Origin of the sequence: Gordonia sp. DT219 (assembly GCF_049847065.1) — a bacterium.
GTDB lineage: Bacteria > Actinomycetota > Actinomycetes > Mycobacteriales > Mycobacteriaceae > Gordonia.
Genome location: NZ_JBNCNR010000009.1, coordinates 149,733 through 168,333 on the forward strand (window position 1 = coordinate 149,733; position 18,601 = coordinate 168,333).

The window sequence follows — 18,601 nt, forward strand, 5'->3', positions numbered from 1 at the left end:
CGCCGGCTGACGGAAGCGGTTGTTGCCGTGGTTATTCGGCACGTCTCTGCGGCGCCGCATCACGACGTCGCAGGGGATCGAGGGTGAGCAGGACCGCACCGGTCGGATCGGCGACGAGATCGCCGATGGTGTGATCGTCGAGACTGGTGAAGAAGGCACTTCGCGCGGCGGCCAGTGCGCCTCGCAATCGACACGCGGCACGTAGCGGGCACGGGGTATCGCCCTCGCAGTCGACGACTTCGCCGTCGCCCTCGAGACTGGCTGCAAGCCAACCGATCCGGGCGGTGCGACCGAGATCGGTGATCACCAGACCGCCGGTGCGCCCACGTCGTGCGTGGACGACTCCGAGCTCGGCAAGCCGGCCCGTCACCTTCGCCACATGCGTGTAGGGCACGGCCACCTCCGCGGCGAGCGCACGCGTGGTCATCGGCCCGGTGGACACGGCCAGGCGCATCACCACGCGCAGTCCGATGTCGGTGAACCGGGTCAATTGCATATGACCATCAGATCATAATTTGCATCGCAGATGCATATTAAAATGCGGTGGCGATCATCACGTTCTCCGGTCCCGCGCGCAGGCAAAAACGACCGGGGCGAGGGTGGGGTCAGCTCACCGGAGCTTGCGGAACCAGGACTTGTGCTGGATCTCGTCGACGCGTGGCCGCACGTCGACGAGGTAGACGATCACCGCGACGACACCGATGAGATAGAACAGGGTCGGAGCCTGGAACAGCCAGATGAACAGGGTCGCCGCCGCGAGCAGCGCCACCCAGATCACCTTGCTCTGCTTGTCCACCGCCGGAAAGGCGTCCTTGCGCTGGATCGATGCGTGGACGAGCGCCACGACGGCGGCAACACCGGCGACCACGGTCAGCAACAGGAGCAGCAGGTTCGATCCGGCCGCCAAGACACCCACAAAATTCACGTCGCCAGTCTAACCGTCTTGTCGGATTCGCCGGATCGGCCGGAAGCGCGCCGCGGGTCCGATCACGAACCGCTCGGCTTCTTGGCCGGGGCTTTCTTGGCCGGGGTCTTCTTTGCCGGGGTCTTCTTTGCCGGGGTCTTCTTTGCCGGGGTCTTCTTTGCCGGGGTCTTCTTTGCGGCGGTCTTCTTTGCGGCGGTCTTCTTGGCCGGTGTCTTCTTCGTGGCGGTCGTCTTCTTGGCCGGGGTCTTCGTGGCGGAGGTCTTCTTGGCCGTGGCCTTCGCCGGGGTCCTCTTCGCCGTGGTCTTCGTGGCCGGGGTCTTCTTCGCCGGGGTCTTCTTCACGGGGGCCTTCGCCGCCGTCTTCTGCGGCGATGCAGTCTTTTTCGCACGCGCACTCTTCTTCGCGGGCGCCGCCTTTTTCGTAGGCGCACTCTTCTTCGCAGGCCCACTCTTCTTCGCAGACGCAGCAGTCTTGTTCCCAGCCGCCTTCGAGACGACGGCGGCCTTACGTGCCTGCGCGTCTTTTGCGGCCACCTTCGCCGGCGACGCCTGCTCGGCCGGGCGCCGCGCGGACAACTGTGGCACGCCGGTCCCGCGGGCAGCCTGTCCGGTGATCAGTTTGGTCTGGGTGGCCAAGGTGCCCAGCGCATCCTCGGTGAGCGCGACGGCGTCGGCGTACACCCGCTCGAGCTTCGGCAGCTTGCCCTCGACGAGTGGTTGCGCCCTGAGTTTGCCGACGACTTCTTCGGTGCGTTCGGACAACGACGCCAGCAACGCCGCGGCGACGGCGAGGTAGGCGTCGGCAACCTTGCGCAACTCCTCTGGGGTGAATCGCGCGCGCAGTTCTTCGATCTCGACGGGCAATTCGACCGGCAGGGCGGCAAGTTTGTTCTTCGCCTCCTCGAAGGTCGCGAGCGCCGCCGCGAGGGTCTCGTCGAGGGTGGACTGCGCCGAGTCCACCCGCTGCCCGACGCGCTCCTGGAGGTCGTCGCGGGAGCCGGTGATCTTCTCCTGGGCGGAGCCGATGCCCTGGACGATTTTGGACTGGGCTTGCCCGGTGGCTGCCTCACCGCGCTCGCGAATCTCGTTGAGCAGGGCCGATACTTGGCCTAACGCAGTCGACAACGGGTTGTCCGGCATGATCGGAACTCCTCGGTTCGCTTGTGCGGGTTACGAATCGGCCCCGGACTCGTCGGGGGCCGGCGAATGGGTGGCATTCTCCTTGCGAAAGGACTCGTAGATCTCGAGCAGCATCTGCCGCTGACGTTCACTGATCGAGTCGTCGGCGATCAACGCGCCGCGGACCGGACTGGCCGGCCGTTCTTCGAGGATCCCGGCCCGAACGTACAGCACCTCGGCAGAAACCCGCAGGCCCTTCGCGATCTGCGACAACACTTCTGCCGATGGTTTACGTAGCCCGCGCTCGATCTGGCTCAGGTAGGGATTGCTGACCCCGGCCCGGTCGGCCAACTGCCGCAACGACACTTCGGCGGCCATGCGCTGCGAGCGAATGAAGCCGCCGATGTCCTGCGCCGCGGTGGCCACCGCATCGGACGCGACAGCGGTGACGGCTTCGACGGTGTGGCCGACCCCGCCCGAATCGGTGTCACGATCGTTCTGCGCGCCGGCGACCGCGTCGTCGGTGGGATCCTCCGATGTCATGTCACCTCCTGTGCCTCACGCACCCCAGTATCGACTCCGGTGCTAGCAGGCGCAAGCACAGTGCATGCAGCGCGGGGCGGGCCGGCGCAACGACGGTCAGTGGAAGATCAGCACCGAGATGCTGTAGATGACCAGGCCGGCCAACGACCCGACGACCGTGCCGTTGATGCGGATGAACTGCAGGGCGTGGAGGTCGTCGTCGAGATCGATGCCGTCGAGGGACATGAACCCGGTGCGGACGTCGTCGGAGCGCAGGTGATCGGCGCCGTGCTCGTACCACTGGTACAGCCGTGCCGAACCGATCTTCTCGACGAGGGCGCCCAGCTGTCCGCGGTGCGGCTGACCGGCGCGTGAGCGGTCGGCGTGCAGCACCGTCACCGGTCGGTCGGTACCCGACTCGGCGAGCGCGGTCAGCAGCCCGATCACCGGGGTGCAGCCGATACCGGCCGATGCCAACAACAGCGGCGAATCACCCTCGGGGAGAATCAGATCGCCGAACGGGGACGACACGTGCACCGTATCGCCCTCGAAGACGTTCTCGTGCAGGTGCGCCGAGACCTCGCCGGCGAGTTTGACGCTGAACCGCCACTCCGAGCGCACATCTGGTGCACCGGTGAGGCTGTACTGCCGGTTCTGTCGCGCTCCGTCGGCCAGCGGCACCTGCACCGAGATGTACTGTCCGGGCGAGAACGCCGACAGGTCTGCCCCATCGGGACGCGTCGCCTCGGGCCGCCGACGAACTACGCGGTGCGGTGCGGCAGGAGGCAGGCGACCACTGCGAAGGCCGCCGCGAACCAGAGCGCGACGGCACCCAGCCCGTGAAAGGCGACGCCGCCGACTGCTGCACCGACGGCAAAGACCGCCCAGAAGCCAAGCGTCTTGACCCAGCCCCACGGGTGCTCGGCTCCGATCCCGGCGATCATCTGATGGGCGGCCTTGACGAGCGTGCCGGTGACGTAAGTGAGTCCGACGTGCACATCTGTGTTCGCGGCGAGCGCGGAGTTGATGAGTCCAGCCGCGACGGCGATGACGATCAGGCCAGCCGAGACCGACGCGGTGTTCGCCGTGATCGTGCCGATGGTCGTCACCGTGGCGATCAGAATCATCAGCAGCCGATGCGCCGCACTCCCACCCCACCGTCCGACAGCGGCCCCGGCGACGTTACCTGCGAAGAACAGCACGATCAGAAGTGCACTGAGTCCCGCCAGATGCCAATGGCCGATGGCCGACGAAGAACCGAGAATCGTCGTGTTCCCTGACATGAACGCGACGAAACTGCCCTGCAGGACCACGAAGGCGATAGCGTCGACAAACCCCGCCAGGCCGAGCAGCCACGCTCCAAGCAAGGCGTCCGATGATCCCCCGCGGCTGACCTTTTCGTTGATATACGCCACCTCAATCGGGAATCGCTCAGCACATGATCGACCATGCGCCCGGCCGACGACACGGGATCGAAGCGGCCCCGACCGCACCCCGGACTCGTTACGAGTCCGGGAGCGGCCGGGGCCGTCTCGCGATCGATGACTAGCCGATCATCTTGCGCGGATCCACGACGTCGTCGAAGGTCGCCGCATCGATATATCCGGTCGCAAGGGCAGCCTCGCGCAGCGTGGTGCCCTCGTCGTTCGCCTTGTGCGCGATCGCCGAGGCCTTGTCGTACCCGATCACCGGGGACAGCGCCGTGACGAGCATCAGCGACTGCTCCAGCAGTGCGGCGATCCGCTCCTCGTGCAGTTGCGTGCCCTCGATGCAGTACTCGCGCAGCTTGACCGCGGCATCGCCGAGAATTCGCGCCGAGTGCAGCACGTTGTTGATGATGATCGGACGCATGGCGTTGAGTTCGAAATTGCCCTGCGAACCGGCGAACGCCACACAGGTGTCCTCGCTGAGCACCTGAATGCACACCATCACCATTGCTTCGCACTGGGTCGGGTTGACCTTGCCCGGCATGATCGAGCTGCCCGGCTCATTCGCCGGAAGGATCAGCTCACCGAAACCGCACCGGGGTCCGGACGCCAGCCACCGAATGTCGTTGGAAATCTTCATCAACGGCACAGCCAAGGCACGCAGTCCCGCGCTCGCCCCGACCATCGCATCCAAGCCGCCCTGAGCGGCGAACTTGTTCTCGGCGGTCACGAACGGATACCCGGTGAGCTCGGCGATCTTGGCCGCGGCATCGACGTCGAAGTTCTCCGGCGCATTCAGGCCCGTGCCCACGGCGGTTCCGCCCAAAGCGAGCTCGTACAGGCCCTGAAGCGAACCCTTCAGACGCTCGATGCCCTGCTCGATCTGCCGCGCATAGCCCGACCATTCCTGCCCGACGGTCACCGGGGTCGCATCCTGCAAGTGGGTGCGACCGATCTTCACCACGTCGCCCCACTTGTCGGCATTCGTGGCGAAGGCTGCCTGCAGGTCGATCATGGCCGGCAGCAGGCGCTCGTTGATCTCCTTCACGGTGGCGATGTGCATCGCTGTCGGGAAGGAATCGTTGGACGACTGCCCCAAGTTGACGTGATCGTTCGGGTGCACCGGATCCTTAGTCCCCAGTTCGCCGCCGACGAGCTGAATCGCGCGGTTGCTGATCACCTCGTTGACGTTCATGTTCGACTGGGTTCCCGAACCCGTCTGCCAGACGTACAGCGGGAAATGCTCGTCCAGTTCGCCGCTGATCACTTCGTCGGCGACCTGCGCGATGAGGTCGGCCTTCCAACCCGGCAGTCGACCGGCCGCACCATTCACCTGGGCGGCAGCCTTCTTCACATAGCCATAGGCACGGTAGACCTCGTGTGGCATCTTGTCGTTACCGATCGAGAAGTGCTGCAACGAGCGCTGGGTCTGTGCGCCCCAGTACTTGTCGGCCGGCACGTCGATGCCGCCCATCGAATCGGTTTCATGACGTTCACCGGTCGCATCAATCCCGATCGCCAGATCCAGGATCTCCGGTGTGGCTGCGGCGTCGTCGCTCATTCGGCGAGCTCCGTGTAAACCGGCTGCCACATCGCGTCTTCGACAGCCTGCACAAGACTGTCGTAGCTCTTGGTGGACACACCTTCTTCGATCGCCTGCTTGGCGACCGCGAGTGCCACGATCGCAGACGACGCGCGCAAGTTATCCACCGCCGGGAGCAGCGATGCACCCAGCGCGGTCGGATCGACCTGGTCGGCGACCGCCTTCGCCGCGGCGAGCAACATCCCGTCAGTGACGTGACTGGCTCCCGAGACGATGGTGCCCAGGCCCAGACCCGGGTACAGCAGGGCGTTGTTGGCCTGGCCGATGTTGTAGTCGACACCGTTGTACGACACCGGATCCACCGGGATTCCGGTGGCGACCAGTGCCCGTCCCTCCGACCACGGCACAGCGTCCGCGGGCATCACCTCGATGCGCTCGGTGGGGTTCGACAGCGGCAGCAGAATCGGGCGCTCGACACCGGCTGCCAACGCTTCGACGACGGCCTTCGGGAAGCCGTTGTGCATCGTCGAGGTACCGATGAGGATCGTCGGCTTCACCTCGTTCACGACGGTGAGCAGGTCGATCCGCCCGTCGGTCCGCGACCAGTCGGCGACCTCGGCCGCAGGCCGCGCGTACGCCGCCTGGTAGTTCGGCAGATCCGCCATGTCATCGGTGACCAGCCCGTCGACGTCGACCAGCCACACGCGTGCCTTCGCCTCGTCCTCGCTCAGCCCGTCGCGAATCATCGCGGCGCTGATCTGGTCGGCCATGCCGGTGCCTGCCGTGCCGGCGCCGAAGACCAGCAGTCGCTGCTCAGCGAACGTCTGCTTGGTCACTTTGAGCCCGGAGAACACTGCCGACATGACGATGGCGCCAGTGCCCTGCATGTCGTCGTTGAAGATCCGGTAAGTGTCGCGATTCTCCTCGAGAATGCGGCGCGCGTTGCTGGGGCCGAAGTCCTCGAAGTGCAGCAATGCGTTCGGGAACAGCTCAGACGCGGTCTTCAGGTAGAGGTCGATAAAGTCGTTGTACCGGTCGCCGGTGATACGCGCGTGGCGGTTGCCCAGGTATTCGGGGCTATTCAGCAGGGCCTCGTTGTCGGTGCCGACGTCGAGGTTCACGGCGATCACCCGGCCCGGGTCAACCCCGGCGGCAGCCGTGTACACGGCGAGCTTGCCGATCGAGATGTCCGTGCCGTTCACGCCCCAGTCGCCGATGCCGAGGATCTCCTGGGCGTCGGAGACCACGATGAGATCAACGTCGTCAGGGCCGAGGCCAAGTCCGGTGAACGACGCGCGCACATCATCGGGGCGGTCGATGGAGAGGTAGACGGCCCGCGAATCGCGGTAGTCGTTGCTCCACTGCTTGATCGCGTCGCCGATCGTGGGGTCGTACACGATGGGCAGCATCTCCGCGAGATGGTCGACGATGACCTTGTAGAACAGCACTTCGTTGCGGTCCTGCAGCTGATCGAGGTAGGTGTACTTCTGCAGGTCGGTGGAATAACCGCTGATCTGTCGGTAGCACCGTGCAGCCTGCTCATCGAGGGTTTCCACCGCAGACGGCAGTCGACCGATCAGGCCGCGGCGTGCACGCTCATCCACGGTGAACGCAGTTCCGCGGTTACGCAGCGGATCGGTACTGACGGTCGGGCTATTGGGCACAGATTCCTCCTTGAATGGAACACGGGTGCAGGCCGGGCACAAATCAAGAGAAATATGACCGGTAGCAGAATCCAGCCTTACGCACGCGCGAGATGGGGGCCAGGCTCGGAAGCAATGTCGTCCCGGATACCGTCCTTGATGGCACATAATGTGACATTAGTTCCCCCGAATAGATGACACCGGCGCGCCTAAAGGTCTACGCCCTTGAGGCCGAAACTCCTGGCCTGGAAACGGTTTCAGATACTGAACGGATCCGGCGGCTGATCGGCGGCCCATAGGCTGACGAGTATGTCCACCGCATTAATAACCGGAGCCAGCCGCGGCGTAGGTGCGCAGATCGCGCGCGCTCTCGCACCCACCTACGATCTTCTGCTACGAGGTCGTGGAAGTGCTGAACTCGACTCTCTCGCAATGGAGTTGGACGGTTCGGCGACGTTTCCGGTCGATCTCACCGACTACGACACGCTCGAAGCATCCGTCGAAGCGATCGGCTCACTCGACGTGCTGGTGCACTGCGCGGGTGTCGCGAGCAGCCTGGAGAACGTCGCCGACACACCGGTCGACGAATGGCGGCACGTCCTCGACGTGAACCTCGTCGCCGCCGCGGAGCTCACCCGACTGCTGCTACCCGCGCTCCGGGCGCGCGGCGGGCACGTCGTCTTCCTCAATTCGGGTGCGGGCATGCGCGTGAATCCTGGGTGGACTCCGTACGCTCACCTCCGGTGCCTCACGCACCCCAGTATCGACTCCGGTGCTAGCAGGCGCAAGCAGAGTGCATGCAGCGCGCGCCGACTCGCCGCGGGCGGCGATCAGTGGAAGATCAGCACCGAGATGCTGTAGATCGCCAGCCCGGCCAACGACCCGACCACGGTGCCGTTGATACGGATGAATTGCAGGTCGCGGCCGACTTGCAGTTCTATTTTGCGGCTGGTGTCGTCGGCGTCCCAGCCGCGGACGGTCTCGGTGATCACGGAGATGATCTCGCGGGAGTAGTTGCTCGCAACGTGATTGGCGACACGTGCGACCCATCCGTTCATCTTCTCCTGCAGCGGGCGGTCATCACGCACCCGGATACCGAGGCGGATGACGGCGTCGGCGAGGGTGTTGCGCAGCGTGCTGTTCGGGTCGGCGAGCATTTGCTCGATGACGGCCTTGCCGGTGTTCCAGGCCGTCGATGCCGCGCCGGCGACCGCGTCGCTGCCGACCAGCTCGCGCTTGATGTTCTCGAAGCGGGCCACCATCTCCGGGTCGTTCTGCAGATCGTCGGCGAACTGCTCGACGAACCGGTGCATCGACCGCCGCATCTCGTGATCGGGGTCGGAACGGACCTTGTAGGTGAAGTCGATCAGCTCACGATAGATCTTGTCGCCGACCATATTGCTGACGAACTTCGGTTTCCACGCCGGACCGACATCGGCCTCCACCACCCGGTTGATGAGGTCCCCACTGCCCAGCGCCCAGTCATGAGCACGATCGCACAGGAGCTGGAACACCGGCTCGAGGCGGTCCTCGGCAATGAGCTGGTGCAGGATGCGGCCGATCGGCGGCGCCCATTCGGGTTCGGCCGCCCACCGCAGCACGGCCTGGATGAATTGCTCGATGTCCTCGTCGCGCAACATCTCTGAGGCCAGCTTGATCGCACGGGCCGCCTCGTCGGACACACGCGGCGCGTTGCGCGGGTCGGCCAGCCAGGTACCGATCCGGCGGGGCAGATCGAGTTGCTCGGCCCGTTGCACGATCACCTCGGGCGTCATGAAGTTCTCTTCGATGAAGCCGCCGAGCTGATCGCCGATGTCGTCCTTCTTCTTCCGGATCAGTGCGGTGTGCGGGATGGGCAGACCCAGCGGATGCCGGAACAGCGCGGTGACGGCGAACCAGTCCGCGAGGGCACCGACCATGCCCGCCTCCGCCGCGGCACGCACGTAGCCGACCCAGCCGGAGACGTCGGCACCGTCGCGATGCTCGAGGTAGCGGGTGAACAGATAGACGATGGCGGCGACGACCAGGAAGCTCGTGGCAACGAGTTTCATCTTCCGCAGGTCGCGGCGCCGGCGATCGTCGGACGCGGAATCGCCCGAGGAGAACCCGGGCGCGTTCGCCGGTTCGGCCCGATGCCTGCCGGTGCCGGAAACGTCCGAAGTCACAGTTGACACCCATCCAGTTCTACCCGTAGGCAGCGACTACGCTGACCGGGTGATGGCAAATCGTCCCAGCCCGGCCTCCGCGGCGCGTGCCGCGGTGTCGGCCGCGACGAATGTGACGCGCGGAATCGAGCAGGCGCTGCTGGGTCCGGCGCCCGAGGACCGGGTCAAACCCGACGGCCGCCGCCAACGCTGGGATTCGCACAAGCGGGCCCGGCGTACCGAGCTCACCGATGGCACCATCGCCGCGGTCCGCGCACTCGGCGCCGACGTCGGAATGGACGAGATCGCCCGCCACATCGGCGTTTCCAAGACCGTGCTGTACCGCTACTTCGCCGACAAGAACGATCTCGGGGTGGCGACGACGGTGCGCTTCTTCGAGACCACCCTGATGCCGCGGCTGATCGAGACGGTCACCGACGACGTCGACGAGTACACCCTGACCCGGACGGTGGTCAGCGTGTACGTGCACGCCGTCGCCGACGAGCCGGAGCTGTACCGGTTCGCGCTGTCCGCCTCGCCGAGTTCATCGGTGACCTCGGCCGAATCGGAGAAGCTGGTCGCCCAGTTGCTCACCGGGACCATCGCCACCCGGCTGGCAGAACGCGGCGGTGACACCGCCGGGGCGCAGGTGTGGGGCTACACACTCGTCGGCGGGGTCGGACGGGCCGTCGACTGGTGGATGGCCGACCGCGCGATCGGCGTCGACGATCTCATCGACTATCTGACGATGATGGTGTGGAGCTCGATCGTCGGCATCGCCGCGGTCAACGGCTCGCAGCAGGCTTTCATGTCCGCCCCGCCGCCGCTGCCCGATCTCGATGCCGACCCCGACGCCGACGAGATGACCGGCCGATGACCTCAGCCGAGACGGCCCGATCCCGGGTGGCCCTGGTGACCGGCGGCAGCCGCGGTGTCGGCCTGGGAGTCGCCACCGCGCTGCTCGATGCGGGCTGGACCGTCTACACCACCGCCCGCACCGCACGCGGACCGCAGGGCGCCCGGATACTCGAATGCGACCACACCGATGACGACGCCGTCGCCGAGGTCTTCCGGACCGTCGAGCGGGAGGCGGGGCGGCTGGATCTGCTGGTCAACAACGTGTGGGCGGCTCCACGTGGGTTCGGCGGATTTTCCGAGCCGTTCTGGCAGCGGCCGGTCGGCGACTGGGATTCGCTGATCGACGTGGGTTTGCGCGCCCACTACGTCGCCTCGGTACACGCCGCACAGACGATGGTGGCGGCCGGGCACGGCCTGATCGTCAACATCTCGTCGTTCGGGGCCCGCGGTCACCTGCATTCGGTGCTCTACGGGATGAGCAAGGCCGCGCTGGACAAGATGGCCGCCGACATGGCCGTCGAACTCGAGGGCACCGGCGTCACCGCGATCTCGTTGTGGCTCGGACTGATCCGTACCGAGTTGCTGCTGTCTCTGGGGGTCGACGAGTTCGCCGGCTTCTCGTTGCAGCGCGCCGAGGATCCCGAATTCGTCGGCCGGGTGATCGCGGCACTTGCCGACGACACCGGCCTGCGTGTGCGCAGCGGCCACACCTTGATCAGCGCCGAATACGGCAACGCGCACGGCATCACCAACAATGATGGTGCGCAACCGGACTCGCATCGTGCCGCCTTCGGCGGCGGAACCCTCTATCCACCGATCTGACCTCCGCAGACAAACAGGTCCGTCGTCCTCTAAGTTGGTAGTCGGCGGTTACCCGACCGCTGGTTGGCAGACGGCATGGAGGCGTATGGGCTCCTGGTGGTCCCCCCGGTCTTCAAAACCGGTGAGATCGAGTATCTCGGTCTGGCGGGTTCGATTCCCGTCCGCCTCCGCCACCGTCGGCGACACCGCCGGATTGCGACTCGAGGAGGTGCGGTGACGGCAGACCCGAAGACTCCGGAGGCCGACGCGCCCGACCCGCGCCGCCACATTCCGCGGACCGATCACCTGCTCGCCGACCCGGCCATCGCCGGCGCGCGAAAGCACTTGGGCGACAATATTGTTCGCGACACCGTCCGGCGCGCGCAAGATGCTGCACGGGTCGGGGAGATCGATCCGGCCGACGTGGCACGCGCCGTGGCCGAATCCCTGGCCGCGCGTGCACCGACGAGTGCCCGGCCGGTGCTGAACGCGACCGGCGTCATCGTGCACACCAACCTCGGCCGGGCCCCGCTGTCGGTGGCGGCGCGCGACGCTGTCCTCGCCGCAGCCGGATACGTCGACGTCGAGCTCGATCTTGTCACCGGTACCCGCTCGCGTCGGGGCACCAGCACCCGCGAGGCCCTGCTGCGCGCCTGCCCGGCCGCCGGCGATGCACTCGTCGTCAACAACGGGGCCGCCGCGCTCGTCCTGACGACCACCGCGCTGGCCATCGGCCGTGAGGTCGTGATGAGCCGCGGCGAGATGATCGAGATCGGTGCAGGCTTCCGGCTCACCGATCTCATGGCATCGACCGGTGCCCGGCTCCGCGAGATCGGCACGACCAATCGCACACATCTGCGCGACTACGCCGACGCCATCGGCCCCGACACCGGTTGCGTACTGAAGGTGCACCCCAGCAACTTCCGTGTCGAGGGCTTCACCAGCGAGGTCGGTCTGCCGCAGCTGCACGAGCTCTGCGCCGAGCGTGGTGTCCCGCTGGTCGCCGACCTCGGCTCCGGGCTGTTGCGGCCCGACCCGCTGCTGCCCGACGAGCCCGACGCCACCTCGGCGTTGCGCGCCGGGGCCGACCTCGTGATCGCCAGCGGCGACAAACTTCTCGGCGGTCCGCAGGCCGGGATCATGCTCGGCGACGCCGATCTCATCGCCCGGCTGTCGAAACATCCACTGGCCCGTGCGGTCCGGACCGACAAACTCACCCTGGCCGCACTTGAGGCCACCCTCGACGGGCCACTTCCGCCGGTCACCAGCTACCTGCACACGGACCCGGCCCGGCTCCGCGAACGCACCGAAGCGCTCGCCGCACAACTCGACGCGCCCGTCGTCGCGCATGACGGCCGTGTCGGTGGTGGCGGCGCCCCGGGGGTTCCCTTGCCCGGCTGGGCGATCCGGCTGCCACATCACCTCGCCGGCCTGTTGCGGGTCGGGAACCCGGCCGTGCTGCCCCGGGTGCACGACGGAGCATGCCTCGTCGATCTCCGGTGCATTCCCGAATCCGACGACGACGCCGTGCTCGCCGCGATCCGTGCGGTCGCCCACGTCGGCGGAAACACCGGTGACGACGCCGAAAACCCAGGGGCCACATAGGTGTTCGTCGTCGCCACCGCCGGTCACGTCGATCACGGCAAGAGCACCCTGATCCGGTCGCTGACCGGGATCGAACCCGACCGGTGGGCCGAGGAGCGGCGCCGGGGACTGACCATCGACCTCGGATTCGCCTGGACGACTTTGTCTTCCGGCGCCGACGTCGCATTCGTCGACGTGCCCGGCCACGAGCGGTTCCTGGCGAATATGCTCGCCGGTCTCGGCAATGCCCCGGTGGTGATGTTCGTGGTCGCCGCCGACGCCGGCTGGCAGGCGCAGTCCGACGATCATCGCGATGCGATCGCCGCACTCGGTATCGAGCGCGGGCTGATCGTGCTCACCCGAACCGATCTCGCGTCGGCGGAACGGATCGACGAGACGCTCACACAGGCGCGCGCCGGGCTGGCGGGCACCGGGCTGGCCACCGCCCCGGCGGTGGTCGTCTCCGGCGCCACCGGAAGCGGGCTGCCGCAACTGCGGGCCGCCCTCGACGCGGTCCTCACCGACGCCCCGAAAGCCCCCGAGACCGGACCGATCCGGCTCTGGATCGACCGCTCCTTCACGATCACCGGCGCCGGAACCGTGGTCACCGGAACGCTTTCCGCCGGGACCGTACACGTCGGCGACACGCTGGACCTCGCGACGCCGGAGCTCCCGGCCTCGGACCGCGTGCGTCGGGTCACCGTACGCGGACTGCAGAGCGAAGAACGCGACCGGCGCCATATCGGTCCGGTCAGCCGGGTGGCACTCAACCTGCGCGGTATCGGCGCCGACGAGATCGCCCGCGGGTCGATCCTGCTGACCCCCGACGTCTGGCGGCGTACCGGCGTCGTCGACATCCGCCGGGTCAGTGGAGACGGATTCACCGACGCGCCGTCCCATCTCATCGCCCACGTGGGCAGTGCGGCGATCCCGGCGCGGCTGCGTCCCCTCGACGCCGACCACGCGCGCGTACACCTCGACCGGCCGCTGCCGCTGATCGTCGGCGACCGAATCGTGCTGCGCGACCCGGGAACCCGCATCGTCGGCGGCGGGCAGGTCGTCGACGCCGAACCGCCGGAGCTGGAACGACGCGGTGCTGCCGCCCGGCGCGCCGCCGCGCTGGCCGACCGCTCCCCCGACGGCGACGTGCTCGCCGAGGTCATGCGGCGCCGCGCGGTCACCACCACCCATCTGCACCGCCTGGGCCTCGTCGACCCGTCGGGGCCGGTCCCCGACACCATCCGGGTCATCGGCGACTGGTGGGTCGACGCCGCCGCCCTCGCCGACTGGGGACTTGCCCTGCGCGCCGCGGTCGAACGACTTCATCGCGACGACCCCCTGTCGGCCGGCATCTCGCGTGCGGCGGTCCCCGACCTGCTCGGCATGCCCGGCGCGGCGCCGCTCATCGACGCGGTGATCGCCGAGGCCGGCGTCGAATCCGCTGCCGGATACCTCGCCATGCCCGGCCGCACCAGCGACCTCGGCGCGGCCGAGGAGGCGGTCGCCGCGATCGAACGCCGCCTCGCCGACGACCCGTTCGCCGCACCCGAGGCCGACGACCTGGCAGCACTCGGGCTCGCGGAGCGCGAACTCGCCGCCGCCGAACGCACGCATCGCCTGCTGCGCCTGGGCGCCGGCGTGGTGCTCGCCCCTAGTGCACCCGCCCGCGCGATGGCCGTCCTCGCGCGACTCGATCAGCCCTTCACCACCAGCGCGGCCCGACAGGCACTGCGCACCACCCGCCGCGTCGCCATCCCGCTGCTCGAGCACCTCGATGCGCGCGGCTGGACGCGGCGCCTCGACGCCGGGCACCGCGTCGTCGTCCGGTGATGCGCCACGCCTGGGGATCGGTGCACCGATCTTGTCGGCGCCCGGCCGTAGTCTGAGGCGCGTGGCCAAACCCAAGTCGAGCTTCCGCTGCAGCGAATGCGGCAATCAGGTTCCCAAATGGGTCGGCCGCTGTACGGAATGCCATGCGTGGGGCACCTTCGACGAGGTCACCACCATCAGTGCACCGGGCGGCACCACCACCACGGTCACCCCGACCAGCCCTGCGGTACCGATCACGTCCGTCGATGCCGGGACCTCGACCGCCATCCCCACCGGCATCGGCGAATTCGACCGGGTACTCGGCCGCGGGGTGGTGCCGGGCTCGGTGATCCTGCTCGCCGGCGAGCCCGGGGTCGGCAAGTCGACGCTGCTGCTCGAGACCGCCAAGCATTGGGCCACCGGTGGGCGGCGCGCGCTGTACATCACCGGCGAGGAATCGGCGGGACAGGTGCGACTGCGCGCCGAACGTACCGACGCGGTCCACGAAAACATCTATCTGGCAGCCGAATCCGATCTCGCCACCATCCTCGGCCACGTCGACGAGGTCGCACCCTCGCTGATGATCGTCGACTCGGTGCAAACCGTCGTCGCCACCGGAACCGACGGGGTGACCGGCGGGGTCACCCAGATCCGGGCGGTCACCACCGCGCTGGTGTCGCTGGCCAAGAATCGTGGCATCGCCATCATCCTGGTCGGCCATGTCACCAAGGACGGTGCCGTCGCCGGCCCGCGATCGCTGGAGCACCTCGTCGACGTCGTGCTCTCCTTCGAAGGCGACCGGCACTCCGCGCTGCGCATGGTGCGGGGCATCAAGAACCGCTTCGGCGCGTCCGACGAGGTCGGCTGCTTCGAGCAGCGTGACGACGGCATCCACGAGGTCCGCGACCCGTCGGGGATCTTCGTCCACCAGCACGGCTCCGATGTCAGCGGCTCGGTCACGCTGATCACGATGGACGGCAAACGCGCCCTGGCCGGCGAGATCCAGGCCCTGACCACCCCGACGAGCATGGCCACTCCGCGTCGTGCGGTCTCCGGTCTCGATTCACCGCGGGTGGCGATGATCCTCGCAGTCCTGCAGAGCACGTTGAAGCTCGCGGTGCATGAGCGCGAGGTCTACGCCGCCACCGTCGGCGGGATGCGCGTCACCGAGCCGGCCGCCGACCTCGCCATCGCGCTGGCCGTGTTCTCGGCGATGAAGGGGCGGCCGATCCCGCGCACCACGGCCGTGGTCGGTGAGGTGGGGCTCGCCGGGGAGGTGCGCCGCGTGTCGGCCGTCGCCCGGCGCATCGCCGAGGCCAAGCGCCTCGGGTTCCGGCATATCGTGATCCCGGCGGGCACCGACGAGAAGATTCCCGACGACATCAAGGTCACCCGGGTCGCCGACCTCGGGCAGGCGTCCACCGCAGTCTTCCGCACGGTGCTCAGCGTCGTCGACGCGCCATTCTGACGTCGGAAGTCCGGGCTCGGTCGCTCACGGCCGCGCGAGGCGTTGCTTGTACTCCTCGGCCATCTGGCTGTTGTCGACGTGCTCGGCGAAGTGCTCACGCGGATTGATCGTGACGAAGATCGAATGACCCACGGCCACCGGGGAATCCGGGTCCCCTATATGTGCGGTCGCCTCGACGTAGATCTTGCGCCGCTGCCGGCCGAGCAGCCGCGCGGTCAGCTGCAGACGAGAGCCGACGGGCACCGGGGCGAGAAAGTCCACCTCGAGGTGCACGGTGACCGCAGACGGCCCGACCAGGAGCGGAGCGGTGCCCATCACCTCGTCGAAGGCGGTGGAGAGCACGCCGCCGTGGATGACGCCGGGTCCGCCCTCCATCCACGGTTCGACGTCCATCTCGGTCTCGACGCTGAAGCCCTCGCCGGCCCGCACCACCAGGTGCAAACCGCGGGGCGCGTCCTCGCCGCAGCCCAGACACATCGGGTTGTGCATCCGGATCTGCGCTCCGGGGGCGACCGCCTTCGGATGGCGCGTAAGCGGGTCCAGGTCATCGGGTACGGCGAAGCCTGGCCGATCGGGTCGCGGTGCGGTGTTCACGTCCCGATACCCTAGTCATGCGCGCCGGCCACGCCGATCCCCGGCCACCTGCGAGACCGGCCGCGAATCTTCCACGAAGGGACAGCGATGGTCGACGGACCCAGGACCGACCAATACGGCCGCACCGATGCCGCACGCTCGGCGCTGATCAAGGAGACGCTGGTGCGGGTGGCACCCGGTACCGGGCTGCGCGACGGGCTCGAGCGCATCCTGCGCGGCGGCACCGGCGCCCTGATCGTGCTCGGGCACGACTCCGACGTGGAGAAGATCTGCGACGGCGGCTTCCACCTCGACGTCGAGTTCGCCCCGACACGGTTGCGGGAGCTGGCCAAGATGGACGGCGCGGTGGTGCTCTCCACCGACGGCAAGCGGATCGTGCGCGCGAACGTACAGCTGGTCCCCGACCCGGCGATCCCCACCGAGGAGTCCGGCACCCGCCATCGTGCCGCCGAGCGCACCGCCATCCAGACCAGGTATCCGGTCATCTCGGTGAGTGCGTCGATGTCGATCGTCAGCGTCTACGCCGAGGGTCTGCGCCGTGTCGTCGAGAGCCCCGACCCGATCCTCTCGCGAGCCAACGTCGCGCTGTCCACTCTGGAGCGGTACAAGGCCCGCCTCGATGAGGTGATGTCGGCACTCGGCCGGGCCGAGATCGAAGACTACGTCCTGCTGCGCGACGCGATGTCGACGGCGCAGCGCATGGAGATGGTGCGCCGGGTCGGCGTCGAGATCGAGGAGTACGTCCTGGAACTGGGCACCAACGGCCGGCAGGTGAGTCTGCAGCTCGAGGAGCTCATCTCCGAAAACGACACGGTCCGTGAGCTTCTCGTCCGCGACTACTACGCCAGCCCCGAGCCCGCGACGACCGAAGAGGTGCGGCACACGCTGGAGACGATCGAGCAGCTCTCCGACACCGATCTCCTCGACCTCACCCTCCTGGCCGGAGCATTCGGCTATCCGACGACGATCGATGCGCAGGACACCACTATGAGTCCGCGCGGCTACCGCATGTTGGCCCGCATCTCGCGTCTGCAGTTCGCCCACGTCGATCGGCTGGTCCGCAGCTTCGGCACACTGCAGGCACTGCTCGCGTCCTCAGCCGCGGATCTGCAGGCCATCGAGGGCATCGGCAGCATCTGGGCCCGCCACATCCGCGAGGGACTCTCCCGCCTGGCCGAGTCGAGTATCGAGCGCTACGACTAGGACGTCGTCGGGCCCCAACTATGAAGTTCTCAAACAACAATTGCGGTCCCGGCGGGCCGGGTGCAGGGTCAGAAAGTCATTGTGGGTGAGCGTGTTTCAGACGAGCACGGTCAGGCAGCCGGCGTCAGGCAGCCAGTTTCAGGCAGCGACACTGTCGAGTCGTAGGGTGCGTCGGTTGTAGGCCGGTTGTGGTCGTCGTTTGGGATCAACTGTGGCGGGCGGTATCAGCCACGGATGCCGATCGAAGCCCATCACCACGTCCCACCCTCTGTCGTGGACGTCGTGGTGACAGCTCGTGCACAGTAGGCACCCGTTGTCGAGGTCGGTGGGACCACCATCAACCCACGACACAAGGTGGTGTGCCTGCGTTCGCGATGCCGGCGCACCGCATTTCACGCAGCACTTATCCCTGAGCAGCAACGCTTTTCGTTGCGAAGGCGTGAACAGCCGCTTCTCCCGTCCGACGTTGAGTGGCACCTGTTCGCCGTCGACGATGACGACGGTGACCGCGGCATCACAACCCAACATTCTCGCGGTCGCAGGTGTCACCGATCCCATGAACTCGAGTGCGGACAATTTCGGGGTGTCGGCAGGAATCGTCAACAGGACGCCACCGGTCGGTTTGCACGACACCGTCTCATCGGCGAGACCCTTCTCGGCAAGCTCGAGGATCGTCTCGAGAGCATCAGCACGTTTACGATCGGCCGAGCGTGGATCGTGCGAGCCGTCGGGTTGGGGTTTCGGCGCGGATAGCGATTCGACGAGGCTGTGGAGTTTCTCCCCGGCGACGGCATCGAGGTTGGCGCGCACATCCAAACGGCCGTCATCGGTTTTGTGGTAGCCGAGTTCGTTGATCGTCTTGTCTTCGGCGGCAGGCTTGCCGTCGTCGGCGGCGAGTTCGTTGGCGATGGTGCGGGCGTGTTCGGCGATCTGGGCCGGCGTCATGCCCGCGGAGGACCACG

At 67.4% G+C, this 18,601-nt stretch carries 16 protein-coding genes, 1 tRNA gene and 2 pseudogenes; 8 read left to right on the plus strand and 11 right to left on the minus strand.

All coding sequences use genetic code 11. The features are described from left to right. Positions 1-31 precede the first annotated feature (31 nt). The 8 genes and pseudogenes from ACPXB3_RS13235 to ACPXB3_RS13270 all read right to left on the minus strand — a co-directional run bounded on the left by ACPXB3_RS13235 (position 32) and on the right by ACPXB3_RS13270 (position 7,199). Positions 32-496 carry an RrF2 family transcriptional regulator gene (locus ACPXB3_RS13235; RefSeq protein WP_425705181.1) on the minus strand — a complete coding sequence of 155 codons (465 nt, stop codon included), beginning with the start codon at positions 494-496 and terminating at the stop codon, positions 32-34. 114 nt (positions 497-610) lie between these two features. Then, the gene (locus ACPXB3_RS13240; protein ID WP_425705180.1) at positions 611-925 is read right to left on the minus strand and encodes a DUF2516 family protein; all 315 of its coding nucleotides are present in this window, start codon (positions 923-925) and stop codon (positions 611-613) included. 62 nt (positions 926-987) lie between these two features. After that, positions 988-2,064, minus strand: coding sequence for a heparin-binding hemagglutinin (locus tag ACPXB3_RS13245; RefSeq protein ID WP_425727849.1), 1,077 nt, complete (start codon positions 2,062-2,064; stop codon positions 988-990). Between the two features lie 30 nt (positions 2,065-2,094). Then, on the minus strand, positions 2,095-2,586 hold the full coding sequence (locus ACPXB3_RS13250) for a helix-turn-helix domain-containing protein (RefSeq protein ID WP_425705178.1): 492 nt from the start codon (positions 2,584-2,586) through the stop codon (positions 2,095-2,097). A gap of 180 nt (positions 2,587-2,766) precedes the next feature. Continuing rightward, positions 2,767-3,300, minus strand: a pseudogene (locus tag ACPXB3_RS13255) (FAD-binding oxidoreductase); the annotation flags it as partial. 26 nt (positions 3,301-3,326) lie between these two features. Continuing rightward, positions 3,327-3,980 (minus strand): DUF1275 family protein, encoded by a 654-nt coding sequence (locus ACPXB3_RS13260; RefSeq protein ID WP_425705177.1) that lies wholly within the window; start codon positions 3,978-3,980, stop codon positions 3,327-3,329. A 130-nt stretch (positions 3,981-4,110) separates the two neighbouring features. Continuing rightward, positions 4,111-5,553 carry a class II fumarate hydratase gene (fumC, locus tag ACPXB3_RS13265; protein ID WP_425727850.1) on the minus strand — a complete coding sequence of 481 codons (1,443 nt, stop codon included), beginning with the start codon at positions 5,551-5,553 and terminating at the stop codon, positions 4,111-4,113. Then, positions 5,550-7,199: an NAD-dependent malic enzyme gene (locus ACPXB3_RS13270; protein WP_425705175.1), complete on the minus strand. Its 1,650-nt coding sequence runs from the start codon at positions 7,197-7,199 to the stop codon at positions 5,550-5,552. Before ACPXB3_RS13270 ends, fumC begins: the two co-directional genes overlap by 4 nt. A 288-nt stretch (positions 7,200-7,487) precedes the next feature. Here ACPXB3_RS13270 and ACPXB3_RS13275 point away from each other — a divergent pair. Next, positions 7,488-7,913, plus strand: a pseudogene (locus ACPXB3_RS13275) (SDR family NAD(P)-dependent oxidoreductase); the annotation flags it as partial. Positions 7,914-8,008: 95 nt separating this feature from the next. Here the strand turns inward: ACPXB3_RS13275 and ACPXB3_RS13280 are convergent. Beyond that, positions 8,009-9,352, minus strand: a complete 1,344-nt coding sequence (locus tag ACPXB3_RS13280; protein ID WP_425727851.1) for a DUF445 domain-containing protein — start codon at positions 9,350-9,352, stop codon at positions 8,009-8,011. A gap of 43 nt (positions 9,353-9,395) precedes the next feature. Here ACPXB3_RS13280 and ACPXB3_RS13285 point away from each other — a divergent pair, with 43 nt between their 5' ends. The 6 genes from ACPXB3_RS13285 (at position 9,396) to radA (ending at position 15,842) form a co-directional block, all read left to right on the plus strand. Beyond that, positions 9,396-10,199: a TetR/AcrR family transcriptional regulator gene (locus tag ACPXB3_RS13285; protein WP_425705173.1), complete on the plus strand. Its 804-nt coding sequence runs from the start codon at positions 9,396-9,398 to the stop codon at positions 10,197-10,199. Beyond that, positions 10,196-11,002, plus strand: coding sequence for an SDR family NAD(P)-dependent oxidoreductase (locus tag ACPXB3_RS13290; RefSeq protein WP_425727852.1), 807 nt, complete (start codon positions 10,196-10,198; stop codon positions 11,000-11,002). The genes ACPXB3_RS13285 and ACPXB3_RS13290 overlap by 4 nt, the downstream gene beginning before the upstream one ends. A gap of 77 nt (positions 11,003-11,079) precedes the next feature. Beyond that, positions 11,080-11,175 (plus strand) — tRNA-Sec (locus ACPXB3_RS13295). A 40-nt stretch (positions 11,176-11,215) separates the two neighbouring features. After that, positions 11,216-12,586 (plus strand): L-seryl-tRNA(Sec) selenium transferase, encoded by a 1,371-nt coding sequence (selA, locus tag ACPXB3_RS13300; protein ID WP_425727853.1) that lies wholly within the window; start codon positions 11,216-11,218, stop codon positions 12,584-12,586. Beyond that, positions 12,587-14,395, plus strand: a complete 1,809-nt coding sequence (gene selB, locus ACPXB3_RS13305; protein ID WP_425727855.1) for a selenocysteine-specific translation elongation factor — start codon at positions 12,587-12,589, stop codon at positions 14,393-14,395. A 61-nt stretch (positions 14,396-14,456) separates the two neighbouring features. Beyond that, positions 14,457-15,842, plus strand: coding sequence for a DNA repair protein RadA (radA, locus tag ACPXB3_RS13310; protein WP_425705169.1), 1,386 nt, complete (start codon positions 14,457-14,459; stop codon positions 15,840-15,842). A gap of 24 nt (positions 15,843-15,866) precedes the next feature. Here radA and ACPXB3_RS13315 read toward each other — a convergent pair whose 3' ends face one another. Next, complete coding sequence (locus ACPXB3_RS13315) at positions 15,867-16,436, minus strand: PaaI family thioesterase (protein WP_425727857.1); 570 nt, start codon at positions 16,434-16,436, stop codon at positions 15,867-15,869. 87 nt (positions 16,437-16,523) lie between these two features. Here ACPXB3_RS13315 and disA point away from each other — a divergent pair, with 87 nt between their 5' ends. After that, positions 16,524-17,639: a DNA integrity scanning diadenylate cyclase DisA gene (disA, locus tag ACPXB3_RS13320; RefSeq protein WP_425705167.1), complete on the plus strand. Its 1,116-nt coding sequence runs from the start codon at positions 16,524-16,526 to the stop codon at positions 17,637-17,639. 138 nt (positions 17,640-17,777) lie between these two features. Here the strand turns inward: disA and ACPXB3_RS13325 are convergent. Beyond that, a partial coding sequence (locus tag ACPXB3_RS13325) for a DUF222 domain-containing protein (protein WP_425727859.1) occupies positions 17,778-18,601 on the minus strand: 824 nt, incomplete at its 5' end.